We start from the raw sequence: 16,855 nt of genomic DNA on the forward strand, positions 1-16,855 counted from the left end.
GCCAAGAGCACACGCGACCGATTCATCAGGGGGCGCAAGCCGCTCCTAGGATTGACCGGACTACATCTCGGTCGGCGGGAGTTCACACCCCCAGACCTCGACGCAAGGATGCGCGATGGAGTCCCTCAACCTGGCACGGTGGCAGTTCGGTATCACCACCGTGTACCACTACTTTTTCGTCCCGATCACGATCGGGCTGTCGCTGATTGTGGCCCTGATGCAGACGTTCTGGATGCGCACCCGCAATCCCGAATGGCTGCGGCTGACCAAGTTCTTCGGCAAGCTGTTCACGATCAACTTCATCTTGGGCCTGGCGACCGGCATCGTCCAGGAGTTCCAGTTCGGAATGAACTGGTCGGACTACTCGCGCTTCGTCGGCGACATCTTCGGCGCGCCGCTCGCCATCGAGGCGTTGCTGGCGTTCTTCCTCGAGAGCACGTTTCTGGGCCTGTGGATCTTCGGCTGGGGCCGCATCAACGAGAAGATTCATCTCGGCGCGATCTGGCTGGTGCACATCGGCACCGTGCTGTCGGCCTTTTTCATCCTTGCGGCCAACTCCTTCATGCAGAACCCGGTGGGCTACACCAACAACCCCCTCACCGGCCGAGCCGAGCTGACCGACTTTCTCGCCGTGCTGACCAACAAGGTGCAACTGGTCGCCTTTCCCCACGTGATCTCAGCTGCGTGGATGAGCGGCGGGGCCTTCGTGTTGGGCATTGCGCTGTGGCTGATGTGGCGCTCGCAGACTCCCGAGGGTGACCTGGGCATGTATCGACGCTCCGCCCGGCTGGGCGCGATCGTCCTGCTGGTCGGCGGGGTCGTCGTCACCGTCACCGGTGACCTCCAGAGCCGGGTGATGACCCAGGTGCAGCCGATGAAGATGGCGGCGGCCGAGGCGCTCTACGACACCTCGCCCGAGGGTGAGGGAGCATCCTTCTCGATCATTTCGGTGGGCACGCCGGACGGTCAGCACGAGACCTGGGCGATCCGGGTTCCGAAGCTGTTGTCGTTCCTGTCGACCGGCACCCTCGGCGGCCGGGTCGAGGGGATCAACGACCTGCAGGCCGAGTACGAGTTGGCCTTCAGCGATAATGCGCTGACCGAGGCGGAGAACTACCGCCCGATCATCCCCGTCACCTTCTGGACCTTCCGCTGGATGATCGGCACCGGCATGGCTGCGATGGCGATTGGGGCCTTCGCCCTCTGGGCGTTGCGGGGAGAGACCCGCCGCCTGACGTCCAAGCGCTGGCTCTGGACCAGCCTGGCGGTGATCCTGCTGCCGCTGTTGGCCAACTCCTTCGGCTGGATCTTCACCGAGATGGGCCGCCAACCGTGGCTTGTCTTCGGCGTGATCACCACCAAGATGGGCGTGAGCCCGGGGGTGTCGGCCTGGGAGGTGGCGGCGTCGCTGGGCACCTTCACCCTGCTCTACGGCGCTCTGGCCGTCGTCGAGGTGGGCCTGATACTGCGGTACGGACGCACCGGTGCCGAGCCGGCTCCGCCGCCCGAGTCGCTCGACCCGAGCGAACGCGACGACGACGAACCATTCGTGTTCTCCTACTAAAGGCCGCTGACACCTCACCGAGGCAACAACATGGAACTCACCACCGTTTGGTTCATCCTCATCGCCGTCCTGTGGATCGGCTACTTCGTGCTCGAAGGCTTCGACTTCGGCGTGGGCATACTCTTCCCCGTGCTGGGTCGTGACGACCCGGACAGCGGCGAGACCGGCGAGATCCGGCGACGAGTCATGCTGTCCACGGTCGGGCCGGTTTGGGACGGCAACGAGGTGTGGCTGCTCACCGCCGGCGGCGCCACCTTTGCTGCGTTCCCCAACTGGTACGCCACCCTGTTCTCCGGCTTCTACCTGCCACTGCTGCTCATCCTTGTCGCCCTGATCATGCGGGCGTTGGCGTTCGACTACCGCGGCAAGGTGGACGACCCCGTGTGGCGCCAGCGTTGGGACTGGGCGATCTTCGGCGGGTCCCTGGCCCCGGCGTTGCTGTGGGGCGTTGCGTTCACCAACATCGTCCGAGGCGTGCCGATCGACGCCGAGATGGAGTACACGGGCAACCTGTTCACGCTGCTCAACCCCGCAGCGCTGCTCGGCGGGGTGACGACCGTTGCGCTGTTCACCGCCTACGGGGCGATGTTTCTGGCGCTGAAGACCGACGGTGCCATCCGCGACAAGGCCCGGGAGATCGCCCTGCGCGTTGGCCTTGCGGCCGCCGTGTTGGCGGTGGCCTGGTTGGCGGTCATCCACGCCACCACCGGCTCGGTGGAGTCGTGGATCATGGCCGGCGCCGGTGCGGTCTTGCTGCTCGGGGCGCTGGCGATGCTGCCATCGGGTCGAGAAGGTTGGGCGTTCGGCCTGGCGTTCGCGGCGATCGGGATGAGCGTCGGCTCGCTGTTCGTTGCACTGTTCCCCGACGTGATGCCGAGCACCACCGATCCCGCGTTCTCGCTGACGACCACCAACGCGTCGTCGACCGATTACACGCTGAAGATCATGACGTGGGTGGCGGTCGTGTTCACCCCGATCGTGATCCTCTACCAGAGCTGGAGTTACTGGACGTTCCGCAAGCGGGTGTCCGGCCATCACATTCCCACCGAGGTGGCGCTGGCGGCCCGGCCCGAAGCCGGACGCCAGCCCAAGCAGCCCGTCGCATCCTCGTCGGGCCGGTCGGCCGGGGGCAGCCCCGAGGCCTGATGGCCCCGTTCGATCCGTCGCTGCTGCGTGCGCTGCCCGGCGCTCGCAGCCGGGTGGCCCGACTCGCCGGTATGGGGGTGGTGTCAGGCGCCCTGGCGCTGGGCCAGGCGGTGACGGTGGCGTGGGCGGCGACGGCGATCGTGCGCGCCGCTCCGCTGCGCACACCGCTGATCGTGTTGGCCGCCATCCTGGTGATGCGAGGCCTGGTGGCGGCCGTCGACGAGATCGTCGCCCGCGATGCCGGTCACCGGGTGAGCGGAGAGGTGCGCTTACGGCTGCTGCGGCGCTGGATTGCCAGCCCGCCCGAGCGGCGCCCCACGTCCGCCGAGGCGGTGGCGCTGGCCGGGTCGGGGGCGCAGAGCGTCGAGCCCTACGTCGCCGAGTATCTCCCGGCGCTGGTGACGGCTGTGGTCGTCCCGGTGCTCGCCGTGCTCGTGCTGTTCTGGGTCGACTTCTGGAGCGCCGTCATCCTGGTGCTCACGCTGCCGCTGTTGCCGTTCTTCGCCGCTCTGATCGGCATGCACACCGAGGCGGAGACCGCTCGGCGTTGGAGCGCGATGCACGCCATGGCCGGGCACTTCCTCGATGTCGTGCGGGGCCTGCCCACCCTGGTCGCCTACGGCAGGGCCGACCACCAGGTCGAGAACATCGCTGCGGTCGGTGACGCTCACCGCCGGGCGACGGTCCGCACCCTGCGCACCGCCTTCCTGTCGTCGGCCGCCCTCGAGCTGTTGGCCACGATCTCGGTGGCGATGGTGGCGGTGTCGGTGGGCCTCCGGCTGGCCAACGGGTCGATGGACCTGCACGTTGGGCTCACCGCCATTCTGCTGGCGCCCGAGGCCTACTGGCCGGTGCGGCGGGTGGGCCAGGAATTTCACAACGCGGCCGACGGCGCCGCAGTACTCGACGCCGTTCGGCCCTACCTCGATGCCGACCGGGATGCCGTGCAGACCCGGGACGAGGTTGCCACCCCGTCCGCTGCCGAAGGGGCAGCGAAGATCGTCGACCCGACCGGTGCCGATGTCGCGAAGCCCGAGCGAGATGCCGGTGCTCCGGACCGGGTGCTCGTCGACGGGGTGTCCTTCGGCTACCCGGACCGCGCCCACATTCTCAACCGTGCCAGCTTCGCCACCCCGACCGGTCCCGGCCTGACCGCACTGACCGGGCAATCGGGCAGCGGCAAGAGCACGTTGTTGGACCTGATCGCCGGCGTTCGTACCCCGGCCGCGGGGGCGATCGTCGCCGACGCTGCCCACCTGGCCACCCAGCGCCCACTCGTTTTGCCCGGCCCGGTGATCGACGTGCTTCGCCTGGGTGCGCCCGAGGCGAGCGAGGCGGCCTGCGAGGAGGCGCTGCGAACGGTGGGGCTGTGGCCGGCACTTGCCGAGCGTCAGGGGCTGGACACGCAACTCGGCGACGACGGCTTTGGGCTGTCGGCCGGTCAGCGAACCCGCCTGGCGCTGGCCCGTGCCCGGCTGAGCGACGCACCGTTGCTGTTGCTCGACGAGCCGACCGCTCACGTCGACGCCGACGACCTCGACGCGCTGCGGTCGGTCGTCGTCGAATTGGCCAAGGATCGCCGGGTGATCGTGGCCACCCACGACCCGGTGTTGGTCGAGCTGGCCGACGATCGCTGGGACCTCTCGATTGCGTCCGCTGATCCGAGGGCGAAGTCGACCACGGAGGACGAGCGGGCCACGCCGGCGGCGACGAGCACCGGTTCGACCGATGTCACCGCGACGGTCGCCGCAGCACCCCCCGCAGCACCCCCCGCAGTGACCCCGAGCGCAGAAACGCCGGACCCAGGCGTTTCAATCGGTCGCACCTCGGGCCATTCGGCCACCGACGCGGCGCTCGGATGGTGGCAGCGCCGGCCGGTGGCCGACCGTCTGCGACTGGCCTGCCTGCTCGGCGGTCTGTCGGTGGCGGCCGGTGTGGCGCTGACGGCGACGTCGGGTTGGCTGATCGTTCAGGCCTCCACCCAACCCGTGGTGCTCACCCTGCTGGTGGCGATCGTCGGCGTGCGGACCTTCGGTATCGCCCGGCCCGTGCTGCACTACGGCGAACGAGTCGTGTCCCACGATGCCGCCCTCGACACCCTGGCCGACCGTCGCGTGGAGGTGTACCGCCGCCTGATTCCCCTCACGCCGGCCCGACTCGGCCGCCGCCATCGCGGCGACCTGTTGAGCGCCGTCGTCGCCGACCTCGACGATGCGGTCGATGAGCAGGTTCGTGTTCTGGTCCCCTGGTGGTCGACGCTGATCGCTACCGTCTGTGCAGCCGCCATCGTGGCACTGGTCCTGTGGCCGGCGGCGATCGTGCTGGCGACAGGCGGGGTGATCTCGATGGGAATGGCAGCGCTGGGGGAGCGCCGGGAACGAAGTGCGCAAGACGATGCGGTGCGCGCTCGTGGGGTGGCGTTGAGGGTGACCACCGACCTGGTGGATCGGCTCGATCAGGTGCGGGCGGTCGTCGGGGCGGATGGCGGGGCTGCCGAAACTGCCACCGATTCGATCGAGCTGGCGCAGCGGCGCCAGGGCACAGCCGAGCGGCGTCTGATTCGCGCCCGGGCCGTCACGCTGGCCGCCCTGTGGGCCGTGCTGGCGGCCACGGTGCTCGGCGTCATGATCCTCGCCTCGGACGGCCTGAATCGGGGCGTGATCTCCGCTCCGGTGGCCGCCCTGGTGGCGTTGGCCCCGATCGCCCTGGCCGATGCCTGGGTGAGTCTGGCCGAGATCGGCGGTGCCCGGGCTCGCGCTCAGCAGGCGGAGGCCCGCCTGGACGGCGTCCTCGACCAGCGGCCGGCCGTCGATGATGCCGGCACCCTGGAGCTTCCCGATGGGGTGCTGCCGGTGACGGCTGAGGGCATCCGGGCGGCGTGGAGCGACGAGCAGACCCCGCTGGGCCCGTTTACGCTCCCGCTCCTCTCGGCGACGACCCGCACCCAGATCTCGGGGCCCAACGGCATCGGCAAGTCGACGATGCTGGCGGTGCTCGCCCGTCAGCTCACCCCGGTCAGCGGAACCCACCTGCTCGCCGGTCATCAGGCAGACGAGGTGCGTCTGGGCGCTGCCCGCGCGGACATCGCCGTCGTCGACGACGAGCCGCACGCCTTCGCCGGCACGATCCGGGCCAACCTGGCGCTCGCCCGCCCATCGGCCGACGACGACGCCCTACGCGACGCTCTGGCGGCCGCCGACCTGACCGGGTGGTTGGCCCGCCAGCCCGACGGGCTCGACACGCCGCTGGCCGGGTTGAGCGGTGGGGAACGAACCCGCCTGGCGATCGCCCGGGCGGTCGTGTCGCGCCGCCGCCTGGTGCTGTTGGACGAGCCGGCCGCCCACCTTGACGAAGCGACCGCCCAGCGAGCGTTGGGCACGCTGATGGCCAACCCCGACGTGGCGGTGGTGGCGGTCAGCCATCAGCGGCTACCGGTGCTCGATGGATGGGTCGATCCGGCTCAGGTCGTGACGGAACGCCCGTCGGGCACGGTCCCAGCAGGCGGGCCGACCATTGACGAACGCCCCGGCTCTGAAGCGGCGCTCATGTCCAGACCGGCAGACTAGATCTTCGCTGTCCGGCGGGCGAAGCGCTAGTTGACCGGGTCGCCGCTGTTGTCGTGGTGCTTGCGGGACAGGGTGGCCCACACGTCGTCGGCGTCCATTGCCAGGTGGTCATGGTGGGTCAGGGCATTGATCACGTCATGGAGGCTCGCCTGGAGCCGCTCGGCCTTGTGCATCGCCTCGGGGTGGATGTCGCCACCGTCGGCGTGTTGGGAGGTGAGCATGGCGGTGACGTCATCGGCGTCGGCGGCCAAGTGCCCGAGGTGATGGGCAAGGGTTTCGGGGTCTGGCTGATCGCTCATGGTGGGGTCGTCCTGATCGGAGGTGGTGGGGCCGGTCATGCTGCATCGTCCGAATGGGGGACGACGATCACGGGGCATGCTGCGTGGTTGAGGAGTTGGGACGGGACCCGTCCGAGGCGAAGCCCCAGAAAGCCGCCGGAGCCTCGTGTCCCGATCACAATGGCGGCTGCCCCGGCCTCCTCGGCGTGGTCGATGACGACCCCGGCCGGGTGCCCGGCCAACGGAACAAATTGCAGGGGCACGGACACCTGCGACGACAGGCTGGCCTCCATCTCTCGGAAACGTTCGGCCTCGTCCTCGCTGATCGACTCGTAGGCGTGGACCGCGTGCAGGCTTCCGCCGGTCGCAGAGGCCAGGTCGGACGCCATCCTCAACGCCGGTGACACCGTGCCGGTGGCCTCGACGCCAACGACGAACACGCCACCATCGAGCGGTTCGTACTCGTTGCCGACCATGGCGATTGGGATATGGGTGTGGTGCAGCAGGTAGTTGGCGGGGTTGCCTTCGCCGAGGCCGCCCTCTTGTGGCGAGCCTACGATGCATGCCGCCAGATCGTGCTCGTCCGCATAGGCGGCCACCGCCCCCAGCGGTTTGTGTTCGTTCATGAGAACGATCTCGGCGTCGTTGATGCCAGCCTCCGACAGATTGCTGGCGATCTGGGTGCGACGCTGCTCGTCGAGCTCCTCGAAATATTCGGGAGGAGCCTCGGCGGACGTCGGTGCCACGACGCTCAGCACCCGCAGCGGAGCGCCGAGCGCCTTGGCCAAGTCTCTGGTCCAACGCAGTGGTGGGGCGTGTTCGTGAGCTCCGAACGCAACGGCGACAGGCTTCATGGTTCATCCTTCGGATCGGAACTGTGCCCTTAGCCTAGCGACCCAGATCGTGATTCGGGAACAGTCGCGTGGCGTTTCGGGTTGGCACGACCATGGAACCCGCCGGCGAACGAAGCGACGAGGAACTGGCTGCGTCGCTTGTGGCGCGGGCGGTCGAGATCGAGACCAAGATGGCCGAGATCGAGGCCGCAGCCGTCACCGCCGCCGGGGGCATCGGGTTTGGCAAGCGGGTCGGCGAGGGCACCAACATTGCGGTCGAGCGGATCGGTGAGGTGGCCGTGCACGACCGGCTGATCGCCGAGCTGGTCACCGTCCGGCGGGCCCAGGCCAAGCTGGCGGGCGGCAGCGAGGGGCGCTGCGACGAGTGCGGCGTGGAGATTCCGCCGGAGCGGCTTGAGGTGCTGCCTTGGGCGGTGCGTTGCGTGAACTGCGCCGACTGACCCGTTGCGGGGTCGGTAGTCTCGCTGAGACATGTCACGGAGCCGGAGGATGTCAACGCTGAAGCGGGCGCCGTGGCCGCTCGTTGCGCTCGGCGGGCTCGGGGCGGCGGTCTTCGTCGTTCCGTTGGCGGGGCTGGCCAGCAAGGTCCCGTGGGGCAACCTGGCGGAGCTGGTCACCTCGCCCGTGGTGGTCGACGCCCTCAAGCTGTCGCTGATCACGTCGCTGAGCGCGGCGTCGATCTCCCTCCTGCTCGGGGTGCCCCTGGCCTGGCTGCTGGCGCGCGTCGAGTTTCCCGGCCGCAGCGTGTTGCGGGCGGTGGTCACGCTGCCGATGGTGTTGCCCCCGGTGGTGGGCGGCGCAGCGCTGCTCTTTGCGCTGGGTCGACGGGGCCTGGTCGGAGCTCCCATCTACGAGACGACCGGGTTGCTGTTGCCCTTCAGCGGCTGGGGGGTGGTCGTCGCCAACGTGTTCGTCGCCATGCCGTTTCTGGTCATCACGGTCGAGGGGGCACTCAGCGGGATCGATCCTCGCTACGAGGCGGCGGCGGCCAGCCTGGGGGCGTCGCGCCTCACGGTGTTTCGGCGCATCACGGTGCCGATGATCGCTCCATCGCTGCGGGCGGGGGTGGTGCTCGCCTGGGCTCGAGCGCTCGGCGAGTTCGGCGCCACGATCACGTTCGCCGGCAACCTTCAGGGCCGGACCCAGACGTTGCCATTGGCGGTGTTCATTGCGCTGGAGTCCGACCGGGATGCGGCGGTGGCGATGAGCCTGGTGTTGGTGGCGGTGTCGCTGGTGGTGCTCGTGGCGTTGCGCGACCGCTGGTGGGGCCGGTGACGCGCCTCGCGGTCGGCCGAGGCTCCGGCCTGCGCGCCCGGATCGTTGTTCGGCGCAGCGACGCCTTCGTGCTCGATGTCGACCTGACGATCGATCCGGGCAGTACCACGGCGTTGCTGGGCCCCAACGGCTCGGGCAAGTCGACCACCGTCGACGCCCTGGCGGGCATCCTGCCGCTCGACGCCGGTCGCATCGAGCTGGCCGGTCGGGTCGTCGACGATCCCGGGTCGGGCGTGTTCGTCCCCTCCGAGGATCGGCGGTTGGGCGTGGTGTTTCAGCGAGGGCTGCTCTTCGATCATCTCGACGTGACCGCCAACATCGCCTTCGGGCCGCGCTCATCCGGGCGCCCCCGCAAGGAGGCCGACGCCATCGCCCGGCGCTGGATCGACACCCTCGACCTGGGCGAGCTGGCCCATCGGTTACCGGGTGAGCTGTCCGGCGGTCAGGCTCAGCGCGTGGCGCTCGCCCGCGCCTTGGCCACCGAGCCGGACCTGCTGATGCTCGATGAGCCCCTGGCCGCCCTCGACATCTCAACCCGCACCAAGCTTCGGCGCACCCTGGCCGGGCACCTCGAGCGCTACGACGGGCCGAGGTTGCTGATCACCCACGACCCGACCGATGCGTTCCTGCTCGCCGATCACCTCTACATCCTCGAAGGGGGCGTCATCACCCAGTCCGGCAGCGTCGAGGACGTTCGGCGGCGTCCCGCCACGCCCTATGTTGCGGCGCTCGCCGGGCTCAACCTGCTGAGCGGCACCAACAGCGGCGGAACGGTCGACCTGGACGACCAGCCCGGGCGGACCCTCATCAGCGCCGATACCGTCACCAACGGGCCGGTGTTGGTGACGATCCACCCCAACGCGATTGCGCTCCATCCGGCCGGCGACGGGGCGCCCGCTCCCGAAGGCAGCCCCCGCAATCGCTGGACGACGACGATCGTCACGATCGAACCGCTGGGTGACATCACCCGGATCACGCTCGGTGGTCCGATCCCGCTAATCGCCGACGTCACCCCGGCGGCCACCGCAGCGCTGGGGTTGGCGCCCGGCGGCCGGGTGTGGGTATCGATGAAGGCCACCGAGGTCGCCCTCAACCCCGGGTGATCCGCTGCCGGTGCTCGAACCGCGCCCGTGGCGGGTGCAGGACGGCCCGCAAGATGGTTCAAACGATGCGCATCGATGCGGTGGGTGGCACACTTGACCCATGGAGCGCACCACAGCAGCAGACGCCTCGTTTTGGTACATGGAGAACCCGGTGGTGCACATGCACGTGACGGGTGTGATGGTGATGGATCCGTCCACCGTTGCGGGCGGGTTCTCCTATGAGAAGTTTCGAGCGCACGTTCAATCGCGGTTGCCCCGCATCCCGGCGTTTCTTCACCGGATGATGGAGGTGCCCCTGGGCATCGACCATCCCGTGATGGTCGACGATCCCAATTTCAACTTCGACGATCACATGCACCATGAACTGCTGGACGACGCCACCAGCGACGACTTGGCCGAGTGGGTGGGTCGGTACGCATCCGAGCCGCTCGACCGTGACCGACCCCTGTGGGACATGGTGTTGATCGAGGGGCTGGCCGACGGCACGGCGGTGATGGTGTCCAAGGTGCACCACGTGCTGGTCGACGGCACCAGCGGCACCGACCTGTTGGCCCAGCTGGTGGAGCTCACCCCCGAAGTTGAGACCGACTACCCGCCGCAGGCTGCGCCGGAGGGGTCGATCCCCGGCGGCCCCCAGCTCGTTGCCGGTGCGGTGGTGTCCCGGATCACCGACCCGTTCCGAAGCGCCCGGGCGCTCGGACGCAGCCTCACCTCGGTCGCCCGCGTGGTGGCCGGCGTGGTCGGCGGAGGCGACGAAGGCCCCACGATGGCCCGGCCGTTCGATGCGCCCCGCACCCTGTTCAACCACTCGATCACCGCTCGCCGGTCGGTGGCCTTCTCCAAGTGCTCGCTCGACGATCTCAAGCTGGTGAAGACCACCTTTGGCGTCACGGTGAACGACGTGGTGCTGGCCGCCTGCACCCAATCCCTTCGGGCCTACCTGGCCAAGCGGGGCGAGACCTTCGAGCGGCCGCTGGTGGTCAGCGTTCCGGTGTCGGTGAAGGGCAAGACCACCGCAGGGGGGTCGGCCAACCAGGTGTCCAACATGTTCGTGCGCCTGCCGGTGCACCTGGTCGATCCGGTCGACCAGCTCCGTGCGGTGCGGGTGGACACCCTGGATGCCAAAGCGGTGCACGGCGCGATCGGTGCCGACATGATCGGCGATGTCACCGAAGTGACCCCGCCGGCGATCTTCAACCTGGCCAGCCGCCTGTACAGCTCCGCCAACCTGGCCGACCGGCTTGCCCCGATCCACAACCTGGTCATCTCCAACGTGCCCGGGCCGCCGTTTCCGCTCTACATCGCCGGTGCACAGCTGGTGGGCATGTACCCGTTCGGCCCGCTGATCGAGGGCTCGGGGCTGAACATCTCGGTGTTGTCCAACATGGGCAACATGGACATCGGGGTGATCGCCTGCCCTGACATCGCCCCCGATGTCGAGGAGGTGAGCGACGGCATCGTCGACGCGATCGAGGTGCTGCGTCAGGCGGCCGTCGCTGCCGGAGACGAGCCGGCTCCCGCTCAGAAGGTTCCCGCCAAGAAGGCCCCGGCGAGGAAGTCGCCGGCGAAGAAGGCCCCGGCGAAGAAGGCGCCCGCCGCCCAGGCGCCCGCCAAGAACACGCCGATGAAGAAGCCGCCGGCCAAGAAGGCGAAGTAGCCATGACCCAGCCCGCCCCAGACCACCCGGACGAGACCGACGTCGAGGACATCACCAACGTCTTGTTGTCCGAGGAGGACGAGGCCGGGTCGATCACGCTGATCAACCGGGTTGAGAAGAGCCTGGCCCGCATGCCGCTGGCCCGGCTGACGACGGTCGCCCCGCGCACCGCCCGCTGGGCGATCGAGGCCGCCCTCACCGAGGCGGGCAGGATCCCGGGCGCCCCGCAGATCCGCATGACCGCCGCCTTGGCGGCACAGGTGGCGATGGACGAGGCGGTCGTCGCGCTCATGCAAGGCCCAAACCGCACTCCGCGCCGAGCCGACTACAAGCGGGTGTCGGCGGAAGTCCGCGTGGCCCAAGCGTTGTTTGACGACCGGGGATGGCTGGACGATCCTCGCTCGTATCATCGCGACCCCGAGCCGCTGGTGGACGTCAGCTTCAGCAGCGGTTGGGCGCTGGGGCAGCGCTACCGGCGCATGAGCTGGGTCAGCGGCTACCACGCCCGCCCGGAGGAGCCCGGGGCGCAGCGGTGGGATGACTTCGAGAGGAACCACACCGCGTCGGCGTGGCTGCTGGAGCACGACGATGGCCCCAGGCCGTGGGTGGTGTGCGTCCACGGGTTCGGCACCGGGGCCCCGTTCTCCGACATGATCACGTTCCGCGCCCAGCACCTGCACCACGACCTGGGCTGGAACGTGGCGGCGATCGTGTTGCCGGTGCACGGCAGCCGAAGCCCGTCGCGGATGGGCGGCGAGCACTTTCTGAGTTTCGACATGATCAACTCGGTGCACGCGCTGGCCCAGTCGGCCTGGGACGTCCGCCGGCTACTCAGCTGGGTGCGCACCCAGGAGCCCACGTCGCTGGTGCTTCACGGCGTCTCGCTCGGCGGGGACGTCACCGCGCTCACCACCTGCCTGGACGGCGATTTCGATGCGGTCATTGCCGGAATCCCGATCTGCGACTTCCCGGCGCTGTTCGCCCATCAGTCGCCCAAGCACGTCCGGGAACGGGCCGCCGAACACCAGGTGCTCGAGGGGCATGCCGAGGTCATTCACCGCGTGGTGTCGCCCCTGGCCATGCCCTCGTTGGTGCCCGTCGAGCGGCGCTTCATCTTCGCCGGGTTGGGGGACCGCATGGCGATCCCTGCCCAGACCCAGGCGTTGTGGCAGCACTGGGATCACCCGACGATCAGCTGGTTTCCCGGCAACCACGTCGGCTATCTGTGGTCGAAGAAGGTGGCCGGCTTCGTCGACGGCATTCTGGACGACCTCGCCCCGGCCCCGGTGGAGTAGGCGGTTGCCGATCTGGCCTATCGCCCCAGGTAGGCCGCTTCGAGACGGTCGACGTCGAGTTCGTGCGCCGGTCCATCCCAGGTGACGACCCCAAGATCCATGATGATCACTCGGTCCGCCATGGCCAGGGCTTTGCCCGCCTGTTCCTCGACCAGGATCAGGGTGGTTCCCAGCTCGGTCATTTCGGCCAAGGCGTCGAACACGCTGTTCGCGGCCATCGGCGACAGCCCCAGCGACGGTTCGTCGGCGATGAACACCGCGGGTGGATCAGCCAGGATGGGGGCCATGGCCAGTTGTTGTTGCTCTCCCCCCGACAGCAGGCCGGCGGTTTGGTTGTGACGTTCGGCGAGTATCGGGAACCGCTCCTTGGCCTCCGTGCGGCCGGGTTCGGTGCGAAGCCTGATCGCGAGGTTGTCGTCGACGGACAGCCCGGGAAAGATCCCTCTGGCTTCGGGCGCCAACACCACGCCTCGGCGCGCACGCGTGTGGGCCGACATGTCCGCCATCTCGGTTCCTTCCACAAGAAGTTCACCGCTGCCGGCGGCGACCGTTCCGGCGATGACCCCGCACAGCGTCGACTTGCCTGCGCCGTTTGCGCCCAGAACGGCGATCACCTCGCCGGGCATGATCTGAAAAGACACACCGTGGAGCACTTCGACCTCGCCGTAACCAGCGCTGACGTTGCGGAGTTCGAGGATCGGGGCCGTGCCCGCGCCCGCATCCGCTGCGCGGTGCACCCGAGGCACCGCTTCGGTCGCGCTTGTTGTCGTGTCGGTTGCCGGGGCATCGGTGACCGGGTCTGATGCGTCACGGGCTCGGGGGAGCTTGGCCAGGCGTCGTTCCCTGATGCCCTTGGTGGTCTGGGCGAGGACGCCATCGGGCTCCCGAGCGAGCGAGATCGCCCCCAGGCCGAACAGGAGCGATGCGAGCTGGGGGCTTGCGATCATCTGACGGACGGCGTCGGGGATGGCCTCCCACGGGCCGCCCCAGGTTTCCCCGATGCCGAGGAGGACGACCGGCAGGACCGCGTACACGATGCCTCCGAGGACCGCACCCCCCGGGCGACGGATCCCGAAGGTCACCGCCACCGCCAGCCAGATGAGGCCCAGCAGCGGGGGAGCGCTGAGGTTGGTGATCGGACTGTTGACCACGGCGAACCAGGCGCCGGCCAGCCCGGCGAGCCCGGCTGACACCGCGAACAGAACGAACTTCGTGCGCACGGGATCGACCCCGGACGCCGCCGCAGCTTCTGGCGAGGAGCGCAACGCGAAAAGCGAGCGGCCGGTGGCGGAGCGCGACAGGTTGCCGACCACCCAGACGCACAGCAGCACCATCACCGCAAGGGCGACGAACATCGTGCGGTCGTCGCTGAGGTCGAACGGGCCGAGCTTCGGCGCCGGCACCGACCACCCGCGGGAGCCGTTGCGGACCCCCTCGAGCTGGAACACCAACCGGTCGCCGATGAACGCCAGGGCGAGGGTCGCCAACGCCAACGTCAGCCCGCCGAGACGGATCGACGGAAGGGCGACGAGTGCGCCCACCGCCACGGCCACGACGATCGCCACCACCAGCGCCACCCAGAACACGAACCGACCGTTGACCATGAGGATGGGTACGGTCGACGGCCATTGGTGGTTGACGAGCCAGCCTGCGGTGAACCCCCCCACGGTGACGAAGGTCGCCTGCGCCAGGTTGATCATCCCCCCGATGCCGGTGACGACCACGAAGGAGAGGAAGACCAGCGACAGCACGAGCCCCCGGTTGAGGATGGCGACCCAGTAGCCGCTGGCCACGAGCAGCGCATAGAGGCACAACAGCGTCCCGGCGACGATCCAGGGGGCGCGGCGCCGCCAGGGGTTCATCTCGGCCAGTGGGTCCTCGCCGGGGGCATCCTCGGCGACTGAGCCCGCGGCGCGGCCTGCACCGTCCCGGACGAAGAACAACAGGATGAACAACAAGATGAAGGGCACCGAACTGCGAAATCCCGAGACCGCCGTCAGGAAGTCCGGCGCGTACCCGTAGACCAGGTTCTGGACCACGCCCAGCGTGATGCCGGCGACGAACGCCATCGGCAGCGATCTGAGACGGGCCGCCACCGCCGCAGTAAAGGAGGTGAACACGATCATGTGGAACGTGATCGCCGACAGATCGAAAAGCGGGGCGATCAAGACCCCTGCGCAGCCGGCCAGCAGCGTGGACAGGGCCCAGATGATGCGGGAGGAACGGTCGGTATCGATGCCGCGCAATCGGGCGAGGACCGGGCGGTCCACCCCCGCTCGCGTTTCGAGTCCCAGACGGGTGCGGCGCATGAGGAACCACAGGCCGAATGCCGCCACCGCAGCGACGGCCACCACGGCCAGTTGATCGGAGTTGATCGCGATGCCACGCGAGATCGACCAGGTCGTGGGCGGAACGGGTCCGATGCCCGGCGGGCTCACCCCGGCGTCACCGGAGACGTCGGGCATGGTGGACCCGAAGATGTTGTTGATCGCCTGGATGACGATCAAGGCCGCCGCGGGCAGCGCGATGAGCACGCCCACCGTGCCCACGAGGCGGGCCGCGATCGGAGCGCTGGCAAGCCGTCGAAACAGCACCAGGTCGAGGAGGACGCCGAGCGCCGGCGCCAGGATGAAGATGGCAATGATCGCTGCTGGAAGAACGGGGAGCCCCAGTCCTTCGGGTGAGTGCAGCTGGAAGTACACGAGCGCGGTGACGAAGGCCACCGACCCCTGACCCAGGTTGAACACCCCGGACGCCTGGTAGGTGAGCACCAGGCCGGAGGCCATGATCGCGTACAGGCCTCCGGCGACGGCGCCCGCCAGCACCAGGCTCCAGAACTCGATCATCGAAGCGTCATCCGATCTTGATGTTCTCGCCGCAGATCAGGTCCTGGATCGTGACGAACTTGGAGTCCTTTACCTCGGTCATCACGGCGCAGGGCACCGGTTTGCCATGGTTCTCCGGCCAGGTGGACTTACCCACGACCCCGTCGACGGAGTATGAGAAGCCGTCGTTGAGGGTTTGCAGGAACGACTCGACGCTGAGGTCCTTGCCGGTGGCTTCGAGCGCCTCGACGAACATGTCCGCAGAGCGGTAGCCCGATACCAGGGCCAGGCTCATCTGCTTCTCCGGATCGATCTTGTGGACGGCGTCGAGCATCTCGGCGTTGGGCGCCAGCTCCGGATCCATCCCGAACTGGGTGTTGACGAGGACTCCGTCGTAGCCCGGAGTGCCCAGGAGCAGCGGTCTGTAGGACGGCGTGATGATCGTGCCGTCATAGCCGGCCTGTTGCAGGCCGTCGGCCAGCTTGGTGCCCACCAAGGTGGCCTGAAGGTAGATGGCGTCGGGTGCTTCGCCACCGTCGGACTTCAGCAGTTCCGAGACGAACGGGGACACGTCGCCGACCTGCTCCGGCGGTGCCGGAATCGACGGTTCGGCGAAGGGCACCTTGAAGCCCTTGTCCTCGACGGATGCCGACAGCAGGGTAAGGCCGCCACGACCTGCGTCGTTGTCCTCTGCGATGAACGAGATCGACTTGTTGGAGTCACCGTCGTAGTAGTCCTCGAGTGCCGTTCCGAGGGCGTTGGAGCCAACCTCCAGGGACGGGTTGGTCACACACCCGGTGATCCCGAAAGCGATGTCGTTGTCGCAGAACGCGGGATTGACGCCGTAGCCGAACATCGGAACGTTGTTGTCCACCACGTAGTCGATCGCTCCGAAGGTGCCCGACATGACGGGCAGGAGGGCAAACACCTCGTCCTGTTCGACGAGTGCTCGGGCGAGATCCTGGTCCTTGGTCGAGTCGTTGTCGTTTTCCTTTGCGCCCACGAACTCGATCTTCCGTCCGTGGACGCCGCCGTCCTCGTTGGCCTGGTTGATCCGCGCCTCGACCCCGATGGCTGCGTCGGAGAAGTAGACGCCGTACTGGATACCGCCGACCTTGATCGAGGTGTCGGTGATGCCCCGCATGGTCTGCTCGGTGGGTTCTTTGGTGTCGGCGGTTGTGGCCGCGCCTTCGTCGTCCACGGACTTGGAACACGACATGAGCATCACCGTGGTGGCGAGTACTGCCAATGCGGATACGTACCGTTTTCTGGGCATGGTCACTCCTTGGATT

General features: G+C 68.4%; 12 protein-coding genes. 8 read left to right on the forward strand and 4 right to left on the reverse strand.

Features of this window, described 5'->3' with window-relative positions:
* The first annotated feature begins 115 nt into the window (after positions 1-115).
* Genes PKD89_RS07085 through cydD form a run of 3 tightly spaced genes read left to right on the forward strand, consistent with a single transcriptional unit; the run spans position 116 to position 6,276 of the window.
* Positions 116-1,564, forward strand: coding sequence for a cytochrome ubiquinol oxidase subunit I (locus tag PKD89_RS07085; protein ID WP_289010265.1), 1,449 nt, complete (start codon positions 116-118; stop codon positions 1,562-1,564).
* Between the two features lie 30 nt (positions 1,565-1,594).
* Positions 1,595-2,710, forward strand: a complete 1,116-nt coding sequence (gene cydB / locus PKD89_RS07090) for a cytochrome d ubiquinol oxidase subunit II (protein WP_289010266.1) — start codon at positions 1,595-1,597, stop codon at positions 2,708-2,710.
* Positions 2,710-6,276 carry a thiol reductant ABC exporter subunit CydD gene (cydD, locus tag PKD89_RS07095; protein ID WP_289010267.1) on the forward strand — a complete coding sequence of 1,189 codons (3,567 nt, stop codon included), beginning with the start codon at positions 2,710-2,712 and terminating at the stop codon, positions 6,274-6,276. The genes cydB and cydD overlap by 1 nt, the downstream gene beginning before the upstream one ends.
* A 26-nt stretch (positions 6,277-6,302) precedes the next feature.
* Here the strand turns inward: cydD and PKD89_RS07100 are convergent, their stop codons facing one another.
* A complete protein-coding gene (locus tag PKD89_RS07100; RefSeq protein WP_287378554.1) occupies positions 6,303-6,614 on the reverse strand; it encodes a hypothetical protein in 312 nt (103 codons plus the stop codon).
* Positions 6,611-7,408 (reverse strand): universal stress protein, encoded by a 798-nt coding sequence (locus PKD89_RS07105; RefSeq protein WP_289010268.1) that lies wholly within the window; start codon positions 7,406-7,408, stop codon positions 6,611-6,613. Before PKD89_RS07105 ends, PKD89_RS07100 begins: the two co-directional genes overlap by 4 nt.
* A gap of 68 nt (positions 7,409-7,476) precedes the next feature.
* Between PKD89_RS07105 and PKD89_RS07110 the strand changes: the two genes are divergently transcribed.
* From PKD89_RS07110 to PKD89_RS07130, 5 genes are all read left to right on the forward strand, one after another.
* The gene (locus tag PKD89_RS07110) at positions 7,477-7,848 is read left to right on the forward strand and encodes a TraR/DksA family transcriptional regulator (protein ID WP_324332345.1); all 372 of its coding nucleotides are present in this window, start codon (positions 7,477-7,479) and stop codon (positions 7,846-7,848) included.
* Positions 7,849-7,897: 49 nt separating this feature from the next.
* Complete coding sequence (locus PKD89_RS07115) at positions 7,898-8,683, forward strand: ABC transporter permease (protein WP_287378548.1); 786 nt, start codon at positions 7,898-7,900, stop codon at positions 8,681-8,683.
* The gene (locus PKD89_RS07120; protein ID WP_289010269.1) at positions 8,680-9,786 is read left to right on the forward strand and encodes an ABC transporter ATP-binding protein; all 1,107 of its coding nucleotides are present in this window, start codon (positions 8,680-8,682) and stop codon (positions 9,784-9,786) included. The genes PKD89_RS07115 and PKD89_RS07120 overlap by 4 nt, the downstream gene beginning before the upstream one ends.
* 100 nt (positions 9,787-9,886) lie before the next feature.
* Positions 9,887-11,443, forward strand: coding sequence for a WS/DGAT/MGAT family O-acyltransferase (locus PKD89_RS07125; RefSeq protein WP_289010270.1), 1,557 nt, complete (start codon positions 9,887-9,889; stop codon positions 11,441-11,443).
* A 2-nt stretch (positions 11,444-11,445) separates the two neighbouring features.
* Entirely contained in the window at positions 11,446-12,738 is a 1,293-nt protein-coding gene (locus PKD89_RS07130; RefSeq protein ID WP_289010271.1) for an alpha/beta hydrolase family protein, read from the forward strand.
* A gap of 17 nt (positions 12,739-12,755) precedes the next feature.
* Here PKD89_RS07130 and PKD89_RS07135 read toward each other — a convergent pair whose 3' ends face one another.
* Both PKD89_RS07135 and PKD89_RS07140 read right to left on the reverse strand, forming a co-directional pair.
* A complete protein-coding gene (locus PKD89_RS07135) occupies positions 12,756-15,584 on the reverse strand; it encodes an ABC transporter permease subunit (protein ID WP_289010272.1) in 2,829 nt (942 codons plus the stop codon).
* A gap of 7 nt (positions 15,585-15,591) precedes the next feature.
* Positions 15,592-16,839, reverse strand: coding sequence for an ABC transporter substrate-binding protein (locus tag PKD89_RS07140; protein ID WP_289010273.1), 1,248 nt, complete (start codon positions 16,837-16,839; stop codon positions 15,592-15,594).
* Positions 16,840-16,855: the final 16 nt, after the last annotated feature.

Origin of the sequence: Candidatus Neomicrothrix sp., assembly GCF_035329545.1 — a bacterium.
In the GTDB taxonomy this organism is placed as follows: Bacteria; Actinomycetota; Acidimicrobiia; order Acidimicrobiales; family Microtrichaceae; genus Microthrix; species Microthrix subdominans.

Excerpts from the sequence above, each read along its gene's own strand:
- PKD89_RS07085 (WP_289010265.1), top strand. The coding sequence starts at position 116 with ATGGAGTCCCTCAACCTGGCACGGTGGCAGTTCGGTATCACCACCGTG.
- cydB (WP_289010266.1), top strand. The coding sequence starts at position 1,595 with ATGGAACTCACCACCGTTTGGTTCATCCTCATCGCCGTCCTGTGGATC.
- cydD (WP_289010267.1), top strand. The coding sequence starts at position 2,710 with ATGGCCCCGTTCGATCCGTCGCTGCTGCGTGCGCTGCCCGGCGCTCGC.
- PKD89_RS07100 (WP_287378554.1), bottom strand. The coding sequence starts at position 6,614 with ATGACCGGCCCCACCACCTCCGATCAGGACGACCCCACCATGAGCGAT.
- PKD89_RS07105 (WP_289010268.1), bottom strand. The coding sequence starts at position 7,408 with ATGAAGCCTGTCGCCGTTGCGTTCGGAGCTCACGAACACGCCCCACCA.
- PKD89_RS07115 (WP_287378548.1), top strand. The coding sequence starts at position 7,898 with ATGTCAACGCTGAAGCGGGCGCCGTGGCCGCTCGTTGCGCTCGGCGGG.
- PKD89_RS07125 (WP_289010270.1), top strand. The coding sequence starts at position 9,887 with ATGGAGCGCACCACAGCAGCAGACGCCTCGTTTTGGTACATGGAGAAC.
- PKD89_RS07130 (WP_289010271.1), top strand. The coding sequence starts at position 11,446 with ATGACCCAGCCCGCCCCAGACCACCCGGACGAGACCGACGTCGAGGAC.
- PKD89_RS07135 (WP_289010272.1), bottom strand. The coding sequence starts at position 15,584 with ATGATCGAGTTCTGGAGCCTGGTGCTGGCGGGCGCCGTCGCCGGAGGC.
- PKD89_RS07140 (WP_289010273.1), bottom strand. The coding sequence starts at position 16,839 with ATGCCCAGAAAACGGTACGTATCCGCATTGGCAGTACTCGCCACCACG.